Raw genomic sequence first — 20,646 nt, forward strand, 5'->3', positions numbered from 1 at the left:
TCAAACCAGCCAACACACACGCGGGCACGCGACCACGCCAACACGCGAGCGCGCGGGCACACAACAACGCACACAGCCACACGCGCGCGCCAAACCAGCACACAGCACGCGAACACGCGACGACGCGAGGAATACCGCACACCCACCCGCCACACAACCACACAAAACCAGCTTCCCAGCACACGGAGGCTAGTATGGGCATAGGCAATCACAGGCGTGCCCACAGGGACCCACGTCGAACAACAGCACCACCGTGCGGAAATAGAGGTAGACGCCATGGCAGACGAGACACGAGGACGCGACGAGAACGGTCGTGGCGGGTACCAACGGCGGCAGCCGGGTTGGCGAGACCGCTCCGAAGGTGGTCATCGGCAACGGGACGACCGGGGTCGGGGCCCGGGGTCGTACGGCGGCAGGGAGGACCGCTACCAGCGCGGTGAGTACAGGCAGAACGGTGAAGGCTACGGTCACGGTGACGATGATCGGGGCGGTGATCGCTACCAACGGGGCCGTGGCGGATACCGGGGCCAAGGCGGCTACCAGAGCGGGCAACGCCAGGACCGTGGTTACCGGCGCGACGACCGTGACGGCTACCGCTCCGGAGGGGACCGCCGTCAGCGCGACGATCGTTTCCAGGGCGGTGGCGGGTACCAGCGCGAGGACCGTTTCCAGCGCGACGGGCGGGGCGAGCGCCGCTACGACAACGCAGACCGCGGCCGCGGATTCCGCCGGGACGACCGGGACGGACGCGGCTACGACCGCGGACGCGACGACCAGCGCGGACCCAAACGCTTCGACCGCGACGGCTACCGCTCCGGAGGGGACCGCCGTCAGCGCGACGACCGCTTCCAACGTGACGATCGTTTCCAGCGCGACGGGCGGGGTGAGCGCCGCTACGACAACGCAGACCGCGGCCGCGGATTCCGCCGGGACGACCGGGACGGACGCGGCTACGACCGCGGACGCGACGACCAGCGCGGACCCAAACGCTTCGACCGCGACGACCGGGGGGACCACCGCTACTCCGGTGGCTACCAGAACGGGCAGCGCCAGGACCGTGGTTACCGGCGCGACGACCGTGACGGCTACCGCTCCGGAGGGGACCGCCGTCAGCGCGACGACCGCTTCCAGCGCGACGGCGAGCACCAGGGCGGTGGCAGGTACCAGCGCGACGGGCGGGGTGAGCGCCGCTACGACAACGCAGACCGCGGCCGCGGATTCCGCCGGGACGACCGGGACGGACTCGGCTACGACCGCGGACGCGACGACCAGCGCGGACCCAAACGCTTCGACCGCGACGACCGTTCCGGGCGGGGCCGGCTCGACGACCGCAGTAACCAGGGTTATTCCAGCACGAGCGAGTTCGCCTCCCGGGACGGCGGACCGGCGATCCCCGCGGGCGTGTCCCCCGAGGAGCTCGACCCCCAGGCCCTGGTCGCGCTGGAGACGCTGTCCGGGCCGAACCGTGATATCGTCGCCCGTCATCTGGTGATGGCCGGACAACTCATCGACCTGGATCCGCAGGAGGCGTACAAGCACGCCCAGGCCGCTGTGGCGCGCGCTGGTCGCGTCGACGTGGTCCGGGAGGCGGCGGCCCTGACGGCCTACGCCTCGGGGCGCTACGAGGAGGCGCTGCGGGAGGTGCGCGCTGTGCGCCGCATGCGCGGGGACGACTCGCTGCGCGCCGTTGAAGCGGACTCCGAGAGGGGGCTCGGCCACCCCGAGAAGGCGGTCGAGATCGTCGATGCGGCCAGCACCGTCGGCATGGAGCTCTCCGAGCAGGTCGAGCTGGTCCTCGTCTCCTCGGGCGCGCGCGCCGACCTGGGCCAGTCCGACGTCGGCCTCGTGATCGTCGATGACGCCCTGGCCCGCCTCGGTGACGGCGCCGACGAGACGCTGGTGCGCCGTCTCATGGAGGTCAAGGCGGACCGCCTGCGCGAACTCGGGCGCGACGACGAGGCGGACGAGACCCTGGCCGCCATGCCCGAGGAGATCGAAGCCCCCGACATCGTCGACGTGTCGCTCTACCAGGACGCCGACGTGGACTCCAAGCGGTCCCCGCTGCGCGGCACCGAGGCCCCCCTGGCCGACCTCTACGACGTGGCCCTGCTGGACCTGGACGGCACGGCGTGGGCAGGCGACCAGACCATCGACCACGCCGCTGACGCGGTCCTGGCCTCGCGCGAGCGCGGCATGAAGAGCGCTTTCGTCACCAACAACGCGATGCGCACGCCCCAGCAGGTGGCCGACAAGCTCAACGCCATGGGCTTCGAAGCGACCCCCGACATGGTCATGACCTCCGCTATGGACGCCGCCGCGAATATGGCGGAGGAGCTCGAGGAAGGCGCCAAGGTCTTCATGATCGGCGGTGAGGGACTGCGCCAGGCACTTGCGGAGAACGGCTTCACCGTGGTCGCGAGCGCCGACGACGAACCCGTCGCAGTCGTGCAGGGCCTGGACAAGCAGGTCGACTGGAGCACCCTGAGCGAGGGGGCGTTCGCGATCCAGCGCGGTGCCGCTTACTACGCCACGAACCTCGACGCCACATTGCCCGAGGAACGGGGCCAGGCCCTGGGGAACGGCGCCCTCGTGCGCGCCATCCGGCACGCCACCGGCAAGCGCCCCGTCGCGGCGGGCAAACCGGAGGCGAGCATCTACCAGCGCGGCGCCCGCCGGGTCGGGGGCGAGCGCCCCCTCGCCGTCGGAGACCGCTTGGAGACGGACATCATGGGCGCCGTCAACGCGCGGGTCCCCGCGATGCACGTGCTCACCGGCGTCCACGGCGCGCAGGACGTCTTGCGCGCGCCCCGGGGTCAGCGCCCCTCGTTCCTGGCGCGCGACATGCGCGGCCTGCTCGAGGCCCACCCCGGTCCCAAGCACCACCGCGACGGAACGTGGACCTGCGGCTTCTCCCAGGTGGCGAAGGCCACCCGCTCGGGTGCGCTCACGCTCGACGACATCGAGCTCGTGGACGGCCAAGCGGTGACGATCGACTCCTACCGGGCCCTCGCGGCCGCCGCATGGGAGTACGCCGACGAGTTCGGTGAGCCGCACTGCCCGCGGATCACCGTCGTCGACAACGACGATCCGACGGGCGTCGTCGCACCGCCCGAACCGCAGGAGGACTCCAGCTCCGAGACCGTGGGGGCCACTGCCTCCGAAGAGGCCCCGGCCGATTCGCAGGAGGACTCCGGCTCCGCCGACGGGGCCTCCCCTCAGGACGCCGACTCTGCGGCCGTGGTCGGCGCGGAGCCCGAGGCGGACTATGACGGGGCCGTCGGCGATGGCGCGGAGGCCCTCTCAGGGGCGGTCGGCGCCGGGGCGGACTCCGCTGAGAGCGCGCCGGAGCAGGATCCGGCCGCGCTCGACCGGGACTCTGAAGAGCCCGCGGAGGAAGCGGGCTGGCCCCCCGCGGATTCGGACTCCACCACCGGGGCGCCCGCCGGTCCCGATGCGGATGCCGATGCCGCCGCCGATCCGGAGGACGTGGCCGCCGCTGCCGACTCCCTGCCCGATCCCGCGGACCAGATCCCCGAGTTCCTGCCGGGCGAGGAGGAATTGGAGGCGCTGCTGGCAGAGACCTCCGGCATGGACGAGGACGGGCGATGACGACCCTGTCCAACCAGGTCGACGCCCAGCTGGCCGACTTCGACCAGCTGGGCGCCCAAGCGCGCGTCGACGTGCTGACCGCCATCGACGCCCGGCTGCGCCAGGGCCTCGATTCGCCGACTGCCCCGCCAGCCCCGGGGCGCTAGGAGAAGCGTGAGACTGAGGAGACTCGACTCCGAACTAGTGCGGCGCGGCATCGCGCGCTCGCGCGGACACGCCCAGGAGCTCATCGAATCCGGCCGCGTCCGGTTGGACGGGGAAGTCGTGCTCAAGCCCGCGCGCCAGATGAACCCCGCCCAGGCCGTCGTCGTCGCCCAGGGGGACGACGAGGGCTACGTCTCGCGGGGCGCCCACAAACTGGCCGGGGCCCTCGACGCCCTGGGGGACGCCGCGCCCGTCATCGCGGGCAGGCGGTGCCTGGACGCCGGCGCGTCGACGGGAGGGTTCACGGACGTGCTGCTGCGGCGCGGCGCGTCCTCAGTGGTGGCCGTCGACGTCGGCTACGGCCAACTGGCGTGGAAACTCCAGACCGACCCCCGCGTCCACGTGCTCGACCGCACGAACGTGCGCACGCTGGACCCCCGCGCCGTGGCGCCCGCGCCTCAAGTGGTCGTCGGCGACATGTCGTTCATCTCGCTGACGCTGGTGATCCCGGCACTGGTGGCGGCAGCGGCCCCGGACGCGGACTTCCTGCTCATGGTCAAACCCCAGTTCGAGATCGGCAAGGACCGCCTGGGGCGCGGGGGAGTGGTGCGCGACCCCGCGCACCACGTGGAGACCGTGGAGAAGGTGGCGCGCTGCGCCCTGGCGGAGGGGCTCGCCATCGCCGCCGTGCAGGCGTCCCCGCTGCCGGGGCCCAGCGGCAATATCGAGTATTTTATTCACATGCGCAAAGGCCATCCGACGCCGATCGACCCGGGCACGCTCACCGACCACATCCGCGACGCAGTGCGGCGCGGCCCAGCGGGCGGGGCGCTCCATGGCTGACCGCGTCATGCTGGTCCGCCACGTGGCCAGGCCCGAGGCGATCCGCGCCGCCGAGTCCGTGAGGACGGAGCTCGAGGCGCTCGGCATCGAGGTCGTCACGGAGGGGGCGGCCGCCGACATCGACCTGGTGCTCGCGATGGGGGGCGACGGCACTTTCCTGGCCGCGGCCTCGCACGCCCGGCAGCGCGACGTGCCGCTGCTCGGCGTCAACGCCGGGCACATGGGGTTCCTCACGCAGCTGTCAAAGCGCGGCGTGGGGGAGGTGGCGGCCCGCATCGCAGAAGGCGACTACCGCGTCGAGTCCCGCATGACCCTGGACGTGCGGGTGGACCGCCCCGACGGCACCGCGGCCTCGGACTGGGCGCTCAACGAGGCGGTCGTCATGCACACGGACGTCGCCCACCCGGTGCACTTCGCCCTCATCGTCGACGGGCAGGAGGTCTCCACCTACGGCGCCGACGGCATGATCGTCTCCACGCCGACCGGATCGACGGCCTACTCGTTCTCAGCGGGCGGCCCCGTGGTGTGGCCCGACACGGAAGCGGTCATCGTCGCCCCCCTGGCCGCGCACGGGCTGTTCACCCGGCCCCTGGTGCTCGGCCCCTCCTCGTGCCTGCAGATCGTCGTCCTCCACGACATGTGGACCGCGCCCGAGATGTGGTGCGACGGCCTGCGCCGCGAAGAGGTCCCCGCAGGATCCACCGTGACCGCGCGCGTGGGATCCAGGCCCGTGCGCCTCGTGCGCGTCGACGACACCCCCTTCTCCGCGCGCCTCGTCACCAAGTTCAACCTGCCGGTCGGCGGATGGAGGGGCACGGACGCATGATCACGTCCATCGACATCCGCAACCTCGGGGTCATCGCCGAGGCGCACGCGGACTTCGGCCCCGGGCTGACCGTGGTGACCGGCGAGACGGGGGCGGGCAAGACGATGGTGCTCTCCAGCCTGCTCCTGCTGCTGGGAGGGCGCGCCGACGCGGCACTGGTCCGCCAGGGCGCGGCGCGCCTCGACGTCGACGGGGTCTTCGAGGTCGACGAGGGCACGGCGGAGCGCGCCGAAGAGGCGGGCGGCGTCGTCGAGGACGGCGAGCTCATCGTGGGGCGCACCGTACCCGCGCGCGGCAGGTCGCGGGCGCGCCTGGGCGGGCGCCCTGTGCCCGCCTCCGCCATCGCGGGCATCGTCGGGTCCATGGTGACCATCCACGGCCAGTCCGACCAGATCCGCCTCACCTCCCAGAACGCCCAGCGCGAGGCCCTCGACCGTTTCGGCGCAGCGGCGCACCAGGAGCTCGTCGCGAGCTACCGGGAGGCGTTCCACGCCGCGGTCGCGGCGAAGAAGCGCCTCGACGCGGCGCTCGCCGACCGGGACGGGCGCGAGGAGGAGATCGAGGACCTCGCCGCTGCGACCGCGCGCATCGCCTCGCTCGGCCTGGCAGTGGGGGAGGAGGAGGAACTGGCCCGCGAATCGGCGCGGCTCACGAACGTCCAGGACCTGCGCGCCCACTGCGAGGCCGCCCAGGGCGCCCTGCGCGGCGGCGACTCCGTGCCCGGCGCGATCGACCTGGCGCGCCAGGCCCTCGCCGAACTCGAGGGGGCGGGCCGCTACGACGAGTCGGTCGTGGGGATGTGCCAGCGCCTCCAGTCGCAGATCCTCGAGGTCGAGGCACTGGCCGACGACGTCTCCGCCTACTCGCGCACCCTCGAGCCGGATCCGGCGGCCCTGGCGCGCGTCCACGAGCGCAGGGCCGCCATCAAGGACGCGCTGCGCGGGCGGGCCGGCGACATCGAGGGGCTCCTCGCCTGGAACGAGGCCGCCCTGGAGCGGCTCGAGGAGCTGTCCTCGCCCGACTCCGACCCCGAGGCCCTCGAGCGCGCCCTCGCCGCGGCGCAGGAGCGCGTCCTCGAGCTGGGCGGACGTCTCAGCGAGCAGCGGCGGCGCCTCGCCGACTCCCTGTCCGCCCAGGTCGATGAGGAGCTGCGCGCCCTGTCCATGCCCGACGCCTCCCTGTCCATCGCGCTCACCCCCTCCAAACCCACCTCCCACGGTCTGGAGACCATCGGCTTCCTGCTGCGCCCCCATCCCTCCGCCCCGCCCCGCCCCCTCGGATCGGGCGCTTCGGGCGGCGAGCTGTCGCGCGTGATGCTGGCCCTGGAGCTCATCCTGGGGCGCGACGGTTCCTCCTCGACCTTCGTCTTCGACGAGATCGACGCCGGAATCGGCGGCCAGACCGCCACGGAGGTCGGCGCCCGCCTGGCGCGCCTGGCGGAGAACCACCAGGTCATCGTCGTCACCCACCTCGCCCAGGTCGCTGCCTTCGCATCCCACCACCTGGTGATAGCGAAGGAGGACGGGACCACGTCCGTGCGCGCCGTCACCGGAGCCGACAGGGAGGCCGAGCTCACCAGGATGATGGGTGGCGATCCGCACTCGCCGACGGCGCGCCGCAACGCTATCGAAGTCCTGGGCTCGGCCGTGTCACAATCGCAGGGATGAGAGACACATCCACACCCGACGACATCCAGGGGCGCGTCCGCGTCGACGAGCGCCCGAGGGCCCTGGCCACCCGCCTCGAGGCCGGCGAGATCGCGGTCATCGACCGCCCGGACCTGGACCGCCAGTCCGCGCTCGCCCTGGCCGCGCGCCAACCCGCGGCGGTCCTCAACGCCGCGCCCTCCGCGACGGGGCGCCACAAGGTCCTGGGGGCGGCCGCCCTCCTGGACGCGGGGATCCCCCTGATCGACGACCTCGGCCAGGACATCATGACCCTGCGCGAGGGGGAGCGGATCAGGATCGTGGGCGACCGGGTCCTGCGCGACGGCTCGGTCGTCGCCAGCGGGCGCAGGGTCGCCGGAGAGGACGCCGCAGCCGAGGACGACACGGGCCTGGCGACCCAGGTCGAGGCGTTCACCGCCTCCATCGACGACTACCTGGCGCTCGACGGGGACCTGCTCATACGGGGGGAGGGGAGCCCGCAGCTGGCGGGCATCGTGGACTCGCGGCCCGTACTGCTGGTCGTCGACGGCCCGCGCCTGGCCGAGGACCTGGCCGTCCTGGGGCCCTGGCGCAAGGAGGCCGCCCCCATCGTCGTGGCCGTGGACGCGGGGGCCGACGCGGCCCTGGCCCACAGGATCACCCCCCACGTCGTCGTCGGCGACGCCACCCTGATGGGCGAGAAGGCCATCCGCAAGGCCAAGCGCGTGGTCGTGCGCGTCGGCTCCGACGGCATCGCGCCCGGTCGCGAGCGCCTGGACCGGATGGGCGTGCCCTACGAGACGGTCACCATGTCGGGCAGCGCCCAGGACGCGGCGTGCGTCGTCGCCACCCACGCGGGCGCCTCGGCGATCGTCACAGCCGGCATGGAACGGGGCCTCGACGACTTCCTCGACCAGGGGCGCGCCGCCATGGCCCCTGCGTTCTTCTCGCGCCTGGTCGCCGGGGACCTGCTGATCGCACCCCAGGCGGTCGCCGCGACGCACAAGCCCCGGCCCAGGGGGTGGGCGCTGGTGCTCCTGGCCGTGGTGGCGCTGGTGCTCATGGGCGCCGCCCTGTGGTCGACCCCGTGGGGCAACGACGCCTTCCACCGCCTCTTCGGCCTCGCCACCCACCTGTCCACCGGGCCCGGTTACGCGCAGGCCCTGATCGGAGGAGTCCTATGATCAACTTCCGCTACCACGTCGTGTCCGTGATCGGCATCTTCGTCGCCCTCGCGGTCGGCATCGTGCTGGGGGCCGGTCCCCTGCAGGCGCGCATCAACTCGGCGATGGGCCCCGGCGAGCAGTCCCAGGCGGCGTCCGAGCAGGCGGCCGAGCTCAGCGCCCAGGCGAGTGCGGAGGCCGCGGGCCTCAAAGAGCTGGCCACGGCGCGCCTCGGCCAGTCACTGGCCGGCAAGTCCGTGGTGGTGCTCACCCTGCCGGGGGCGCGCAGCGAGGACGTGACCAGCGTGCGCGAGACCCTCACTGGCGCGGGCGCGCAGGTGGTCGGAGCCATCACCCTTTCCGACAACTGGGACTCCCAGGCCATGTCGCAGTACCGCACGACGCTGTCGGCCACGCTCGCCTCGCACCTGTCCAACCCGGCGGCCGCGACCGCCAGCGCGGACGCCGTGATCGGCTACTCGATCGCGCAGGTCGTCTCCTCCACGGACTCCGAGTCCAACCTGCTGTCCCAGATCCTCACCGACAAGACCACGCCGATCATGACCATCGACGAGGATCCGAAGGGCGCCGGGCAGGCGCTGGTCGCCATCGGCCCGCGCCCCGACGCCCAGGGCTCCAAGTCCACCGCCGCCCCCGCCGTCGAGCGGTCGGCCGACGCGTGGGCGGGGCTCGGCCAGGCCGTCGGCGCCACCTCCGGAGTGGTCCTGGGCGACGCCTCCGCCAAGGGATCCCTCGTGGCGCAGCTGCGCGCCCACGGGGTCGCCGTGACGACGGTCGATTCGGTGGGGACCACGCTCGGTGCCGTGGACACGGCCCTCGCCCTCGCCTCGCCGTCCGCATCGGCCCGCGCCTACGGCGTGGGGGCGGGCGCGCAGTCGGCGGTGCCCAGCGGCAGTTGAGTTGCCCCCGAGCGGCCCGCGCCTCCTATACGATGGTGCGGGCCGCGCGCGTGCGCGCAGACCGCAGACCGCAGAGCAATGACGGAGTGACAATGAACGAATCGCACAGGATCGCGGACTCCCGCGCCCCCAGGCCAGTGGAGTCCCAGACCGTCCTGGTCCGGGGGCTAGTGGTCGACTTCTGCGAGGACCAGGTGGTCGTCGAGCAGGGAAAGGACCCGGTGCGCCGCCAGTACACGCGCCACCCGGGGGCCGTCGGCGTGGTCGCCCTGCGCGGGCCGGCGGGGCAGGAGGAAGTGCTGCTGCTGCGCCAGTACCGCCACCCCGTGCGCGCCGAGCTGTGGGAGATCCCCGCGGGGCTGCTCGACGTGGAGGACGAGGAGCCGGTCGTGGCCGCCCAACGGGAACTCGCCGAGGAGGCGGACCTGAAGGCCGACCGGTGGGACGCCCTCGTCGACTACTTCACCTCCCCTGGAGGCTCCACCGAGCCCATCCGCGTCTTCCTGGCCCGCGATCTGGCCCCGACGGGCACAGCCTTCGCGCGCAGCGACGAGGAGGCCGGCATCGAGGCCGCGTGGGTGGGCCTCGACGAGGCGGTCGCCGCCGTCCTGGACGGCCGGATCCACAATCCGAACTCCGTCGCAGGACTGCTGGCTGCCCACGCGGCGCGCGCGGGCCGGTGGGCGTCCCTGCGCCCCGCCGCCTCCCCCTGGTTCCGCTGAACGGCCCGGCCGCCAGGATGGGCCGTTGGTCCCAACGGGTGTGTGCGGATTTACAACGCGCACGGGTTTTCGCAACGCCCTTCTATCGAAATTGAAGTAGACTCGTGTCAGAAAAGCACGCGGGCCGCGCCCGCGACACGACGGGACGGGAGGAACCATGGCCGACGCGCAGGACGCGAACACCCGCCAGCAGGTCCTCGACCTCGTCGTCGAGAAGGGCCCGGTCACGGCGTCCGCCATCGCGAGGATCCTGGGGCTGACCACCGCAGCGGTGCGCAGGCACATCACGATCCTCATGGAGTCGGGGGAGATCGCCGAGCACGAGCCCGGCACGGTGGCCAAACGCGGCAGGGGCCGCCCCGCGCGCCACTACATCGCCACCGAGCGCGCCCACATGCACTTGGCCGACGGGTACTCCGACCTGGCCGTCAAAGCCCTCAGGCACCTGGGGCAGGTCGGCGGCGAGGAAGCGGTCGACTCCTTCGCCGCGGCGCGCTCGCGCGAGATCGAGAGGCGCTACGCCCCCATCGTGCGCGACGCCGGGAAGGACCCGCGCGTGCGCGCCCAGGCGCTGGCCGACGCCCTCACCCAGGACGGCTACGCCGCCACCGTGCGCGAGATCGCCAACGGCACCTTCGCGGTCCAGCTGTGCCAGGGGCACTGCCCCATCCAGCACGTGGCGGGGGACTTCCCCCAGCTGTGCGACGCAGAGACCCAGGCGTTCTCCCGCCTGCTCGACGTCCACGTCCAACGACTCGCCACGCTCGCGGGCGGCGAGCACGTGTGCACCACGCACATCCCGGTGGGCATGCCCACCATCCGCCCCGGAGCGCGGGCGGCGCTGCGCAAGTAAGCAAGCGCGCAGAGCACATTGATGAGAGGTTGACACCACTATGACCCAGGCACCCCCATTGGGCGCTGAAGAACGTCGCATGACCGACGACGAGATCATCGGTTCCATCGGGAAGTACGAGTTCGGATGGCACGACTCCGACGACTACTCCAAGGGCGTGCCCTACGGAATCGACGAGAGCATCGTCCGCCATATCTCGGACGTGAAGGGCGAACCGCAGTGGATGCGGGAGCGGCGCCTCAAAGCCCTCGAGCTCTTCGACCGCAAACCGATGCCCGCCTGGGGGCCCGACCTGTCGGGCGTCGACTTCGACGCCTTCAAATACTACGTGCGCCCCACGGACCGCCAGGTCAACGACTGGGAGGACCTGCCCGAGGAGATCCGCGACACCTACGACCGCCTCGGCATCCCCGAGGCGGAGAAGGCGCGCCTCGTGTCCGGCGTGGCCGCCCAGTACGAGTCCGAGGTCGTCTACCAGCAGATCCAGGAGGACCTGGAGCGCCAGGGCGTCATCTTCACAGACACCGACACGGGCCTGCGCGAGCACCCCGAGATCTTCGAGGAGTACTTCGGCAAGTGCGTGCCCGCCGGGGACAACAAGTTCTCCGCGCTCAACACCGCCGCCTGGTCCGGGGGATCCTTCGTCTACGTCCCCAAGGGCGTGCACGTGAACATCCCGCTGCAGGCCTACTTCCGCATCAACACCCAGGCGATGGGCCAGTTCGAGCGCACGCTCATCATCGCCGACGAGGGGTCCTACGTCCACTACGTCGAGGGCTGCACGGCGCCCATCTACGACGAGAACTCCCTGCACTCGGGCGTCATCGAGATCTTCGTGAAGAAGGACGCGCGCGTGCGCTACACGACCATCCAGAACTGGTCGACCAACGTCCTCAACCTGGTGACCCAGCGCGCCATGGTCGACGAGGGCGGCACCATGGAATGGGTGGACGGCAACATGGGCGCCGCCATCACCATGAAGTACCCCGCCTGCTTCCTCATGGGCGAGCACGCCCGCGGCGAGACCCTGTCCATCGGCTTCGCCGGCCCCGGCCAGCAGCAGGACACGGGCGCGAAGATGGTGCACATGGCGCCCCACACCTCGTCGTCCATCGTGTCCAAGTCCGTTTCCCGGGGCGGGGGGCGCACCTCGTACCGCGGCCTCGTCAAGGTCAACGCACGCGCGCGCCACTCCAAGTCCAACGTGCTGTGCGACGCGCTGCTGGTCGACAAGGTGTCGCGCACCGACACCTACCCCTACGTGGACGTGCGCACCGACGACGTCGAGATGGGGCACGAGGCGACCGTGTCGAAGGTGAGCGCCGACCAGCTCTTCTACCTCATGAGCCGGGGGCTGGCGGAGAACGAGGCGATGGCCACCATCGTCCGCGGCTTCGTCGAGCCCATCGCCAAGGAGCTCCCCATGGAGTACGCCCTCGAACTCAATCGCCTGATCGAACTGCAGATGGAAGGATCCGTCGGCTGATGCCCACGCCCAACACTATCGCCGAGACGATGAACAAGGCCCACTCCCACGGGGGCGGCGCCGAATCGACCTCGCACTCCTCGCGCGCCGACCGCCCCACGTCCTTCTCCCTCGACGGCATCCCCGTCCCCGCCGGGCGCGAGGAGGACTGGCGCTTCACGCCGCTGCGCCGCATCGACGCGCTCTTCGACCCCGCGAACTACGACCGGGGCGACGCTCCGATCAGCGTCGACGCCCCCGACGGCGTCACCGTCGAGACGGCCGACCGCTCCGACGCGCGCCTGGGCAGGGTCCTGGCCCCCGGCGACCGCACGGCCGTGGTCGCCTGGAACGGCTTCGACCAGGCCACCGTCGTCGAGATCCCCCGCGAGGCGGAACCCGCCTCGCCGGTGCGCATCGCCGTCACCGGGGTGGAGGGCACGCGCTGCCAGCACCTGGTCGTGCGCGCGGGCGCCATGTCGAGGGCCACCGTCATCGTCTCCCACACCGGCAGCCCCGGCGCCAGGGTCAACCAGGGCATCGAGGTGGAGGCGGGCGACGGCGCGGATCTGACCGTCGTGTCCCTGCAGGAGTGGGACGACACGGTCGTCCACGCCTCCAACCAGCGCCTCGCCCTGGGGCGCGACGCCAAGCTCACGCACATCGTCGTCACCTTCGGCGGCGACCTGGTGCGCGTGTGCTCCGACACGGACTTCCGCGGGCCCGGTTCCGAGCTCACCATGCTCGGCCTCTACTTCGTCGACGCCGGCCAGCACCTGGAGCACCGCGTCTTCGTCGACCACGCCCAGCCCAACTGCTACTCGCGCGTCACCTACAAGGGCGCGCTGCAGGGCAAGGACGCGCACTCCGTGTGGATCGGCGACTGCCTGATCCGCGAGGCCGCCGACGACACCGACACCTACGAGCTCAACCGCAACCTCGTGCTCACCGAGGGCGCGAGGGCGGACTCGGTGCCCAACTTGGAGATCGAGAACGGTGAGATCAAGGGAGCGGGGCACGCCTCGGCGACGGGGCGCTTCGACGACGAGCAGCTGTTCTACCTCATGAGCCGCGGCGTGCCCGAGTCCGAGGCGCGGCGCCTGGTCGTGCGCGGTTTCTTCGCCGAGCTCGTCAACCAGATCGGCGTCCCCGAGGTGGTCGAGCACCTCATGACGACCGTCGAGGCCGAACTGGCCAAGTCCCGCAACAACTGACTTCCCGAGGAACACACATGTCGACACTGAAAATCAAGGACCTGCACGTCTCCGTGGAGACCCAGGACGGCCCCAAGGAGATCCTCAAGGGCGTCAACCTCACCATCGAGTCCGGCGAGATCCACGCCATCATGGGCCCCAACGGATCGGGCAAGTCCACTATGGCCTACGCACTGGCCGGCCACCCCGACTACGAGATCACCCGCGGCGAGGCGTGGCTGGACGACCAGCTCATCACGGAGATGAGCGTCGACGAGCGCGCCAAGGCGGGCCTGTTCCTGGCCATGCAGTACCCCGTCGAGGTCGCGGGCGTGTCCGTCTCCAACTTCCTGCGCACCGCCAAGACCGCGATCGACGGCCGCGCCCCGGCCCTGCGCACGTGGGTCAAGGACGTGCGCGGCGCCATGGAGGGCCTGCGCATGGACCCCGACTTCGCTGAGCGCGACGTCAACGTCGGCTTCTCCGGCGGAGAGAAGAAGCGCCTGGAGATCCTGCAGATGGAGCTGCTCAAGCCCTCCTTCGCCGTGCTGGACGAGACCGACTCCGGCCTGGACGTCGACGCGCTGCGCATCGTTTCCGAGGGCGTGAACCGCGTCCACGGCGACACCGGCTGCGGTGTCATGCTCATCACCCACTACACGCGCATCCTGCGCTACATCAAACCCAGTCACGTCCACGTCTTCGTCGACGGGCGCGTCGCCGCCCAGGGCGGCCCCGAGCTGGCCGACCAGCTCGAGGAGACCGGCTACGACACGTACCTGAAGTGACGATGACGGCGAAGGACTTCAGCGCCGCCGAGCTCGAGGCGATACGGTCGGACTTCCCGATCCTGTCCCGCCACGGGCGCGGCGGCGCGCCCATCGCCTACCTGGACGCTTCCGCCACGTCGCAGAAGCCCCGCCAGGTCATCGAGGCGGAGGCCGACTTCTACAGGCTGCACAACGGCGCAGTCCACCGCGGCACCCACCTGCTGGGCGACGAGTCCACCGACGCCTTCGAGCGCGCCCGCTCGGTGCTGGCCGGCTTCATCGGCGGCAGGGCCGACGAGGTCGTGTGGACGAAGAACGCCACCGAGGCGATCAACCTGGTCGCCCTGGCGATCGGGCACGCCAGCTGCGGGCGCGGCGGCGCTGCGGCGGAGTGCCTGCGGATCGGCCAGGGCGACCGCATTGTCATCACCCGCGCCGAGCACCACGCGAACATCGTCCCCTGGCAGGAGCTGTGCGCGCGCACCGGCGCAGAACTGGCGTGGCTGGACCTGCTGGAGGACGGGCGCGTCGACCTGGGCACGCTGGACGCCATCACGCCCAACACCCGCCTGGTCGCCCTCACCCACGTCTCCAACGTGACCGGCGCCGTCTCGCCGGTCGATGCGGTCGTCGCGGCCGCCAGGGAGGCAGGGGCGCTCGTCCTGCTCGACACCTGCCAGTCGAGCGCCCACATGCCCATCGACGTGGCGCGCCTGGGGGCCGACTTCGCCGTGTTCTCCTCCCACAAGATGCTGGGGCCCACGGGCGCGGGCGCGCTGTGGGGGCGCGGGGAACTGCTCGAGGCCATGCCCCCCGTCCTCACCGGAGGCTCCATGATCGAGTGGGTCTCCATGGAGGGCAGCACGTTCATGGCGCCGCCCGAGCGCTTCGAGGCCGGCTCGCAGCCCGTCGCGCAGATCGCGGGGTGGGCCAGGGCCCTGGAGTACCTGGACGCGCTGGGCATGGACCGCGTGGAGGCCCACGAGCACGCGCTCACGCGCCTCATGCTGGAGGGCATCTCCTCGGTGGAGGGGGTGCGCGTCCTCGGCCCGGGCGCCGACTCCGACCGCATCGGCGTGGTCGCCTTCGCCGTGGACGGAGTCCACCCCCACGACGTGGGCCAGGTCATGGACGCTTACGACGTTGCGGTGCGCGTCGGGCACCACTGTGCGATACCGTTGCACACGTTCTTCGGGGTGCGCTCCTCGGCCCGCGCCTCGGTGGCGCTGACGACCACCGCCGACGAGATCGAGCGGATGGTCGGGGCGCTGGGCAGGGTGCGCGGCTTCTTCGGCTGAGGGCGCGCGAAGGGAAGGAAAGGGAAACACGATGGGCAGTCTGGACCAGCTCTACCAGCAGGTCATCCTCGACCACGCGCGCGAGCGCCACGGCGCGGGGGATCCGCACCGCCACGCGGCCACGTCCCACCAGGTGAACCCCACCTGCGGCGACGAGGTCACCCTGGGCGTCACGCTGGAGGACGGCGCCCTGGCGTCCCTGGACTGGGACGGCGACGGCTGCTCCATCTCCCGGGCCTCCCTGTCGATGCTCACCGACCTCGCCGTCGGCAAGTCCGTGGAGGAGGTCGGCGCCCTCTACGGCGCCATGGAGGCCATGATGCACTCGCGCAACCTCGGCGTCGACGACGAGGTCCTGGACCGCCTGGGCGACGCAGCCGCCCTGGAGTCCACCTCCCAGTTCGCCAACCGCGTCAAATGCGCCCTGCTGGGCTGGTACGCCCTGCGCGACGCGATCGCCAAGTCCGGCTACGACATCTCCGCCACCAGTGGCACCACCGAGCAAGGAGAACCCAGATGAGCAACCCCATGGCCCAGTCCGAGCCTGTGGAGCAGCGCTTCGCGGCGCCCGCCCAGCCCGCCGCCCCCGAGGGCGCCGAAGTCCGCCAGATCGACGGCACCGACATCGTCGAGCAGGGGACGCTGGCGGGGGAGAGCGTCCTGGAGGCGCTCAAGGACGTCATCGACCCCGAGCTCGGCATCAACATCGTCGACCTCGGCCTGGTCTACGGGGTGTTCATCGCCCCCGATAACGCCGTGCGCCTCGACATGACGCTCACCTCCGCGGCGTGCCCGCTCACCGATGTCATCGAGCGCCAGGCCCAGATGATCCTGGCCTCCGTCACCGACCAGACCCAGATCAACTGGGTGTGGATGCCGCCGTGGGGGCCCGACCGCATCACCCCCGACGGGCGCGAGCAGCTGCGCGCCATCGGCTTCAACGTCTGAGGGGCGGGCGGCCGCAGCCGCCCTCGAGGGAGTCGTGCAACTGGGTGAGGCGGTCCAGGGCGCGTGCCAGGGAGTCGTTGTGGCCAGCGGCACGGATGGCCGACCAATGCCGTGTCGCGAAGTCCGCGAGGCGGCGGCCGTAGAGGGGGCCGAAGCTCAGTTTTCCCTTCGTCGTGCGCACCATCGCCTCGCGAACGTCTTTGATCCTCGCTCTGCTCAACACGTTGAGCAGAACCTCCTTGTGGCTCCCCTTCCGTCCCAGCGCGACTGGATCGGGGATCGCGGAAGGACTGAGGCCGCAGAACGTGGCGAGGCCGTCACGGTCCGCGAGGACCCAACTCTCAACGCACACGTCAACGACGCGGATGATGAGTCCGGTCGGAACAGGCGTGATCTGGCTCAGTCCCTCCATCTCGACACGTAGTTCTTTCGGGCAATGGTGGTCGCCGTCGACGAAGAGGATGCGCGGGTAGTACTGTGCGGCCTGCGCGTGCGAAGACATGCGTTTCCGTATGTTCTTCACCCCGCGGGCGACCTGTATGCCGCTGGCGTCCACCTGCCATTGTGCGGCTTCTAGGAGCGAATGGATGATGGGGACATCGGTGGTGCCCTCCACATACACCTCTGCGGGCAGTGGCGCCAGCATCATCACATCACCGCGTTCGAGGGGATCTCGTGGCGCGCGGTGAGCTCCACGACCTCAGAGGGCGGGAACTGCGCTTCGACGGCCGCCCGGATGCGGGGATCTTCGCTTTCGGAGAGGAGCTCGCCGGTTGTTCCTTTCTCGGTCGTCCGCAGGAGCAGGACCTGGTCGGCGCCGATAGTCTCATCGGAGAGGAGTTCCGGAGAATGCGTGGTGATGACCATCTGGACCTGTTTGCTGTACGCGACCTCGGCCAGGAAGGAGGGCAGGGAGCGCACGACGGAGGGCTGCAGGAAGGTTTCGGGCTCCTCCAGCAGCACTAAGGTGGTGCTGCGCGGCAAAGTCGCGAGATCGAAGAGGATGCCGAGTAGGCGCAGGGTTCCCTCGGAGAACTGGTCGTGGGTGGAGTACGACGAGGCGCTCTGGGGGTCGTCGCTGTAGAAGACGACCTCTTCCCCAGCAAGTCGCCGGTAGGAGAGATGCGGCACCTCCGGGACGGTGGCCGCCATAATGGGACGGATACGGGCCACAACCGCGTCCAGCGCAGTGGCTGGGAACCGGCCTGCGAGTTGGAAGAAACCAGTTCCGTGGTCGTCGGGCTCGAAGCGCCCTTCAAGGCGCTCCTTCATCTTCTTCGGGTTGGGGTGGATGTAGCGCACTCCGGAAACACACTGGCGCACCTGTTCGAATACGGGTTGCTCGTTCCCAGTACTGGCTGCGCTGCCAGGGTCCAGGAGTGAATAGTCCTTGCCCAGCAACACAGGAATTGACGTAGGTGATGTGACGTGAGTTGAGTCTATGGCGATAGTGCGCTGGTCGATACGGAGGCGTTCCTGGTTGATCACGGCGATTCGCTCGGCAGGAAATTCGACAGGAAATTCGATGACTCCGTCGGTGGCGCCGTCGTGGGTATGCAGGTCGGAGGGCAATCTGCCCGTACGCAAGCTCAAGGCGTACTCGACCGTGTGTTCGTCTGATGACGCCGTGATGCTGAAGCCCGCTTCAGACGAACCTGTTCGGAAGCAGTGCTTCGGCCCTCCCCAGTCCTCGTTGGCCGCCCTTAGTCCGCGCCGCGCGATGTCGCCGAGGAATCGCAGCGCCCCCAGCAGGTTGGTCTTGCCCGAGGAGTTGGGGCCGACGACGAAGAGGCGGGAATCCAGGTCGAACTCGATGTGGCCGAAGTTCCGCCAGTTCGTGAGGGAGACGTGCGTGAGCTTCACGGCTGTGGCCTTTCGTCGTCGTGTCCGGGGTTGGGCAGTGGATCGCACCGGGGCGGGAGGGGCGGTCCCGCCCTCTAGTGTCGCACGCTCCCCGGCTGGCGCGTGAACCGCCATGCGCTTCCGGTTCATATGAGGCTCCAGTGCTATCCTGAATGGGCGTGAGGCCGCACATATTAGGAGGTGCTATGGACGCCCGCGCCACTGGTGGCCATGGAGAGACGGGATGGATGGTCCGCGCGGGGAGCGCGGGAGTCTACGCGTCGAAATGGCGCGAAGAAGGGATCATCGGCATCGGCTGGGACTTCGGCGGAGCGGATATCTCGGCGATGACCCGCGCACAACTGAGTGAGGCCTACGCAAAGGCGCACCCCTCGCGCGATGCCTTCGCCGCCCGCCACCCCGCCCGCCAGGCGCATCATTTCGCCCATGATCTGACGGTCGGCTCCACGGTGGTCACGTACGACCCCGGTTCCCGGCACTACTACATCGGGCAGGTGAGCGGTCCTTGCGAAAACGCGCTGGACGATGAGGGCACCACATACACGAGGCGGGTCCAGTGGAGCGCAGAGGCGCCCCGCGACCTGCTCACGAAGGCGTCCCGGAACAGCCTCGGCTCGCTGACGACGCTGTTCACCATATCCGGGGAGGTCATGGCCGACCTCGCGCGCGCCAGCGGTGCCCGGGACCCGGAGCCCGCAGACGGCGAGGTGGACGACACGACTGACGAGGAGGCGCGCTCCGCCTCCTACGACGACGGGATCGAGCGGATCAAAGACCGCGTGCTCGCGCTCGGATGGGAACAGGTGGAGCAGTTGACTGCGGGGCTCCTGCGGGCCATGGGCTACTTCGCTCGCGTCACCGCCAAAGGGCCGGACGGCGGGCGGGATGTCGAGGCGTCGCCCGACGCCCTCGGGCTGGAGTCCCCGCACATCGTCGCCGAGGTGAAGCACCGCAAGGACCCGATCGGCGCACCGGCCATCCGTTCCTTCATCGGCGGGCTCCGCAGCGGCGACCGCGGGCTCTACGTGAGCACGGGCGGCTTTTCCAAGGACGCGGTCAGGGAGGCCGAGCGGGCGAACTACCCGATACGCCTGATCGACCTCGACGACTTCGTGAGGCTCTACATCGAGGTCTACGACCGCGCCGACGAGGAGGCCCGCGCGATCCTGCCCCTGATCCGCATCTGGTGGCCGGCGTAGGGGAGGAGGGGCGCTAGCGCCCCAGCCTCTCCTTCACCATCTGGGCGGCCTTGCGGCGCAGGATCTTGCCGATCTGGTTGCGCGGAAGCTCCGCGATGAAGACCAGCTGGCGGGGCAGGGCGTAATGGGCGATGGACTTCTCCGCCCACGTGCGCACCTCGTCCAGGGTCAGGGGCGCCACGCCGTCCTCCATGATGATCGCTGCCGCCACCTGCTCGGAGGCGCCCGATGCGGGGACGCCGACCACGGCCACGTCGCGCACGCCCGGCATCGAGCGGATCGCGTCCTCGACCTGGCTGGGGTAGACGTTGAAACCGCCCGAGAGTATGAGCTCCTTCTTCCTGTCCGCCATCGTGATGAAACCGTCGTGGTTGACGCCGATGTCCCCCGTGCGCAGCCACCCGTCCCCGGTGAAGACCGCCGCAGTCTCCTCGGGGGCGTCCAAGTAGCCGGAGAACACCTGCGGCCCGCGCACCAGGATCTCGCCGGGCTGGCCGTCCTCGACGTCGCGCGACGGATCCTCCAAGTCCACGAGGCGCAACTCGGTCGACGGGAAGGGCACGCCGAGCACGCCGTGGCGGCGCCGGTCCGACAGCGGGGCGCCGGTGAGGACGGGCGAGGTCTCCGACAGGCCGTAGCCCTCCACGATCATGCCGCCCGTCGCCTCCTCCCAGCGCTGCGCCAGCTCCGTTGACAGGGGCATCGCCCCGGCCACCGAGTAGCGGATCGACGTCAGATCCGTACGGGTGCGGCGCGCCTCGGCGAGAATGCGGTCGAACATGGGCGGCACCCCCACGAAGAAGGACACGGGCCGCCTGCGGTGCGCGTCCAGGGCCATCGCCGCGTCGAATTTGGGCAGGAGCACCTGCGTGGCCGCCTTGCGCACGGCGGCGCACAGGAAGAACGTGAGCCCGAAGGCGTGGAAGTAGGGGAGCAATGAGAAGAACGTCTCCGCCCCCTCGTGCAGGCGCCACACCCAGAACACGCACTGGTGCACGTTGACGCCGATATTGCGGTGGGTCAGGGGCGCGGACTTGGGGACCCCGTTGGTGCCCGACGTGTGGAGGATGACGGCCACGTCCTCGGCGCCGGGCCGGGGGTACGAGGCGGGCAGCGGCGCCGCCTGGGCGACCGCCCGGTCCCACGAGCGCGAACCCGCGGGCGCCTCCCCGCGCAACTGGCCG

General features: G+C 70.7%; 20 protein-coding genes. 16 read left to right on the top strand and 4 right to left on the bottom strand.

Annotation, left to right across the window (positions count from 1 at the left end; all coding sequences use genetic code 11):
• Positions 1-189 precede the first annotated feature (189 nt).
• Positions 190-1,485: a hypothetical protein gene (locus BH719_RS00005; RefSeq protein ID WP_009399623.1), complete on the bottom strand. Its 1,296-nt coding sequence runs from the start codon at positions 1,483-1,485 to the stop codon at positions 190-192.
• 6 nt (positions 1,486-1,491) lie between these two features.
• On the opposite strand from BH719_RS00005, the gene BH719_RS00010 reads away from it, so the two are divergent.
• From BH719_RS00010 to BH719_RS00075, 15 genes are all read left to right on the top strand, one after another.
• Entirely contained in the window at positions 1,492-3,609 is a 2,118-nt protein-coding gene (locus BH719_RS00010) for an HAD-IIA family hydrolase (RefSeq protein WP_009399625.1), read from the top strand.
• A complete protein-coding gene (locus BH719_RS09445; protein ID WP_009399626.1) occupies positions 3,606-3,755 on the top strand; it encodes a hypothetical protein in 150 nt (49 codons plus the stop codon). Before BH719_RS00010 ends, BH719_RS09445 begins: the two co-directional genes overlap by 4 nt.
• A 7-nt stretch (positions 3,756-3,762) precedes the next feature.
• The gene (locus BH719_RS00015; protein WP_009399627.1) at positions 3,763-4,596 is read left to right on the top strand and encodes a TlyA family RNA methyltransferase; all 834 of its coding nucleotides are present in this window, start codon (positions 3,763-3,765) and stop codon (positions 4,594-4,596) included.
• Positions 4,589-5,422 carry an NAD kinase gene (locus BH719_RS00020; RefSeq protein WP_009399628.1) on the top strand — a complete coding sequence of 278 codons (834 nt, stop codon included), beginning with the start codon at positions 4,589-4,591 and terminating at the stop codon, positions 5,420-5,422. Before BH719_RS00015 ends, BH719_RS00020 begins: the two co-directional genes overlap by 8 nt.
• On the top strand, positions 5,419-7,089 hold the full coding sequence (gene recN / locus BH719_RS00025) for a DNA repair protein RecN (protein ID WP_034255083.1): 1,671 nt from the start codon (positions 5,419-5,421) through the stop codon (positions 7,087-7,089). The genes BH719_RS00020 and recN overlap by 4 nt, the downstream gene beginning before the upstream one ends.
• Positions 7,086-8,252, top strand: a complete 1,167-nt coding sequence (gene steA, locus BH719_RS00030) for a putative cytokinetic ring protein SteA (protein ID WP_009399635.1) — start codon at positions 7,086-7,088, stop codon at positions 8,250-8,252. Before recN ends, steA begins: the two co-directional genes overlap by 4 nt.
• Positions 8,249-9,151, top strand: coding sequence for a copper transporter (locus BH719_RS00035; protein WP_009399636.1), 903 nt, complete (start codon positions 8,249-8,251; stop codon positions 9,149-9,151). Before steA ends, BH719_RS00035 begins: the two co-directional genes overlap by 4 nt.
• A 92-nt stretch (positions 9,152-9,243) precedes the next feature.
• A complete protein-coding gene (locus BH719_RS00040) occupies positions 9,244-9,873 on the top strand; it encodes an NUDIX domain-containing protein (protein ID WP_009399637.1) in 630 nt (209 codons plus the stop codon).
• Between the two features lie 157 nt (positions 9,874-10,030).
• A complete protein-coding gene (locus BH719_RS00045; protein ID WP_009399639.1) occupies positions 10,031-10,726 on the top strand; it encodes a helix-turn-helix transcriptional regulator in 696 nt (231 codons plus the stop codon).
• 40 nt (positions 10,727-10,766) lie between these two features.
• Positions 10,767-12,212, top strand: a complete 1,446-nt coding sequence (sufB, locus tag BH719_RS00050; protein ID WP_034219636.1) for a Fe-S cluster assembly protein SufB — start codon at positions 10,767-10,769, stop codon at positions 12,210-12,212.
• Positions 12,212-13,405, top strand: coding sequence for a Fe-S cluster assembly protein SufD (sufD, locus tag BH719_RS00055; RefSeq protein ID WP_009399643.1), 1,194 nt, complete (start codon positions 12,212-12,214; stop codon positions 13,403-13,405). The genes sufB and sufD overlap by 1 nt, the downstream gene beginning before the upstream one ends.
• A 17-nt stretch (positions 13,406-13,422) precedes the next feature.
• On the top strand, positions 13,423-14,172 hold the full coding sequence (sufC, locus tag BH719_RS00060) for a Fe-S cluster assembly ATPase SufC (protein WP_009399645.1): 750 nt from the start codon (positions 13,423-13,425) through the stop codon (positions 14,170-14,172).
• A gap of 2 nt (positions 14,173-14,174) precedes the next feature.
• A complete protein-coding gene (locus BH719_RS00065; RefSeq protein ID WP_034255084.1) occupies positions 14,175-15,452 on the top strand; it encodes a SufS family cysteine desulfurase in 1,278 nt (425 codons plus the stop codon).
• Between the two features lie 31 nt (positions 15,453-15,483).
• The gene (gene sufU / locus BH719_RS00070) at positions 15,484-15,972 is read left to right on the top strand and encodes a Fe-S cluster assembly sulfur transfer protein SufU (protein ID WP_009399649.1); all 489 of its coding nucleotides are present in this window, start codon (positions 15,484-15,486) and stop codon (positions 15,970-15,972) included.
• Positions 15,969-16,400: a metal-sulfur cluster assembly factor gene (locus tag BH719_RS00075; protein WP_009399651.1), complete on the top strand. Its 432-nt coding sequence runs from the start codon at positions 15,969-15,971 to the stop codon at positions 16,398-16,400. The genes sufU and BH719_RS00075 overlap by 4 nt, the downstream gene beginning before the upstream one ends.
• Here the strand turns inward: BH719_RS00075 and BH719_RS00080 are convergent.
• On the bottom strand, positions 16,390-17,049 hold the full coding sequence (locus BH719_RS00080) for a hypothetical protein (RefSeq protein WP_009399655.1): 660 nt from the start codon (positions 17,047-17,049) through the stop codon (positions 16,390-16,392). The genes BH719_RS00075 and BH719_RS00080 overlap by 11 nt on opposite strands.
• On the bottom strand, positions 17,049-18,263 hold the full coding sequence (locus tag BH719_RS00085) for an AAA family ATPase (RefSeq protein ID WP_009399657.1): 1,215 nt from the start codon (positions 18,261-18,263) through the stop codon (positions 17,049-17,051). The genes BH719_RS00080 and BH719_RS00085 overlap by 1 nt, the downstream gene beginning before the upstream one ends.
• A gap of 185 nt (positions 18,264-18,448) precedes the next feature.
• On the opposite strand from BH719_RS00085, the gene BH719_RS00090 reads away from it, so the two are divergent.
• Complete coding sequence (locus BH719_RS00090) at positions 18,449-19,462, top strand: restriction endonuclease (protein ID WP_009399658.1); 1,014 nt, start codon at positions 18,449-18,451, stop codon at positions 19,460-19,462.
• Positions 19,463-19,475: 13 nt separating this feature from the next.
• Here the strand turns inward: BH719_RS00090 and BH719_RS00095 are convergent.
• Positions 19,476-20,646 (bottom strand): AMP-binding protein (locus tag BH719_RS00095; protein WP_009399659.1); only part of this gene is annotated, 1,171 nt, incomplete at its 5' end.

The organism is Pauljensenia hongkongensis, from assembly GCF_001746855.1.
GTDB lineage: Bacteria > Actinomycetota > Actinomycetes > Actinomycetales > Actinomycetaceae > Pauljensenia > Pauljensenia hongkongensis.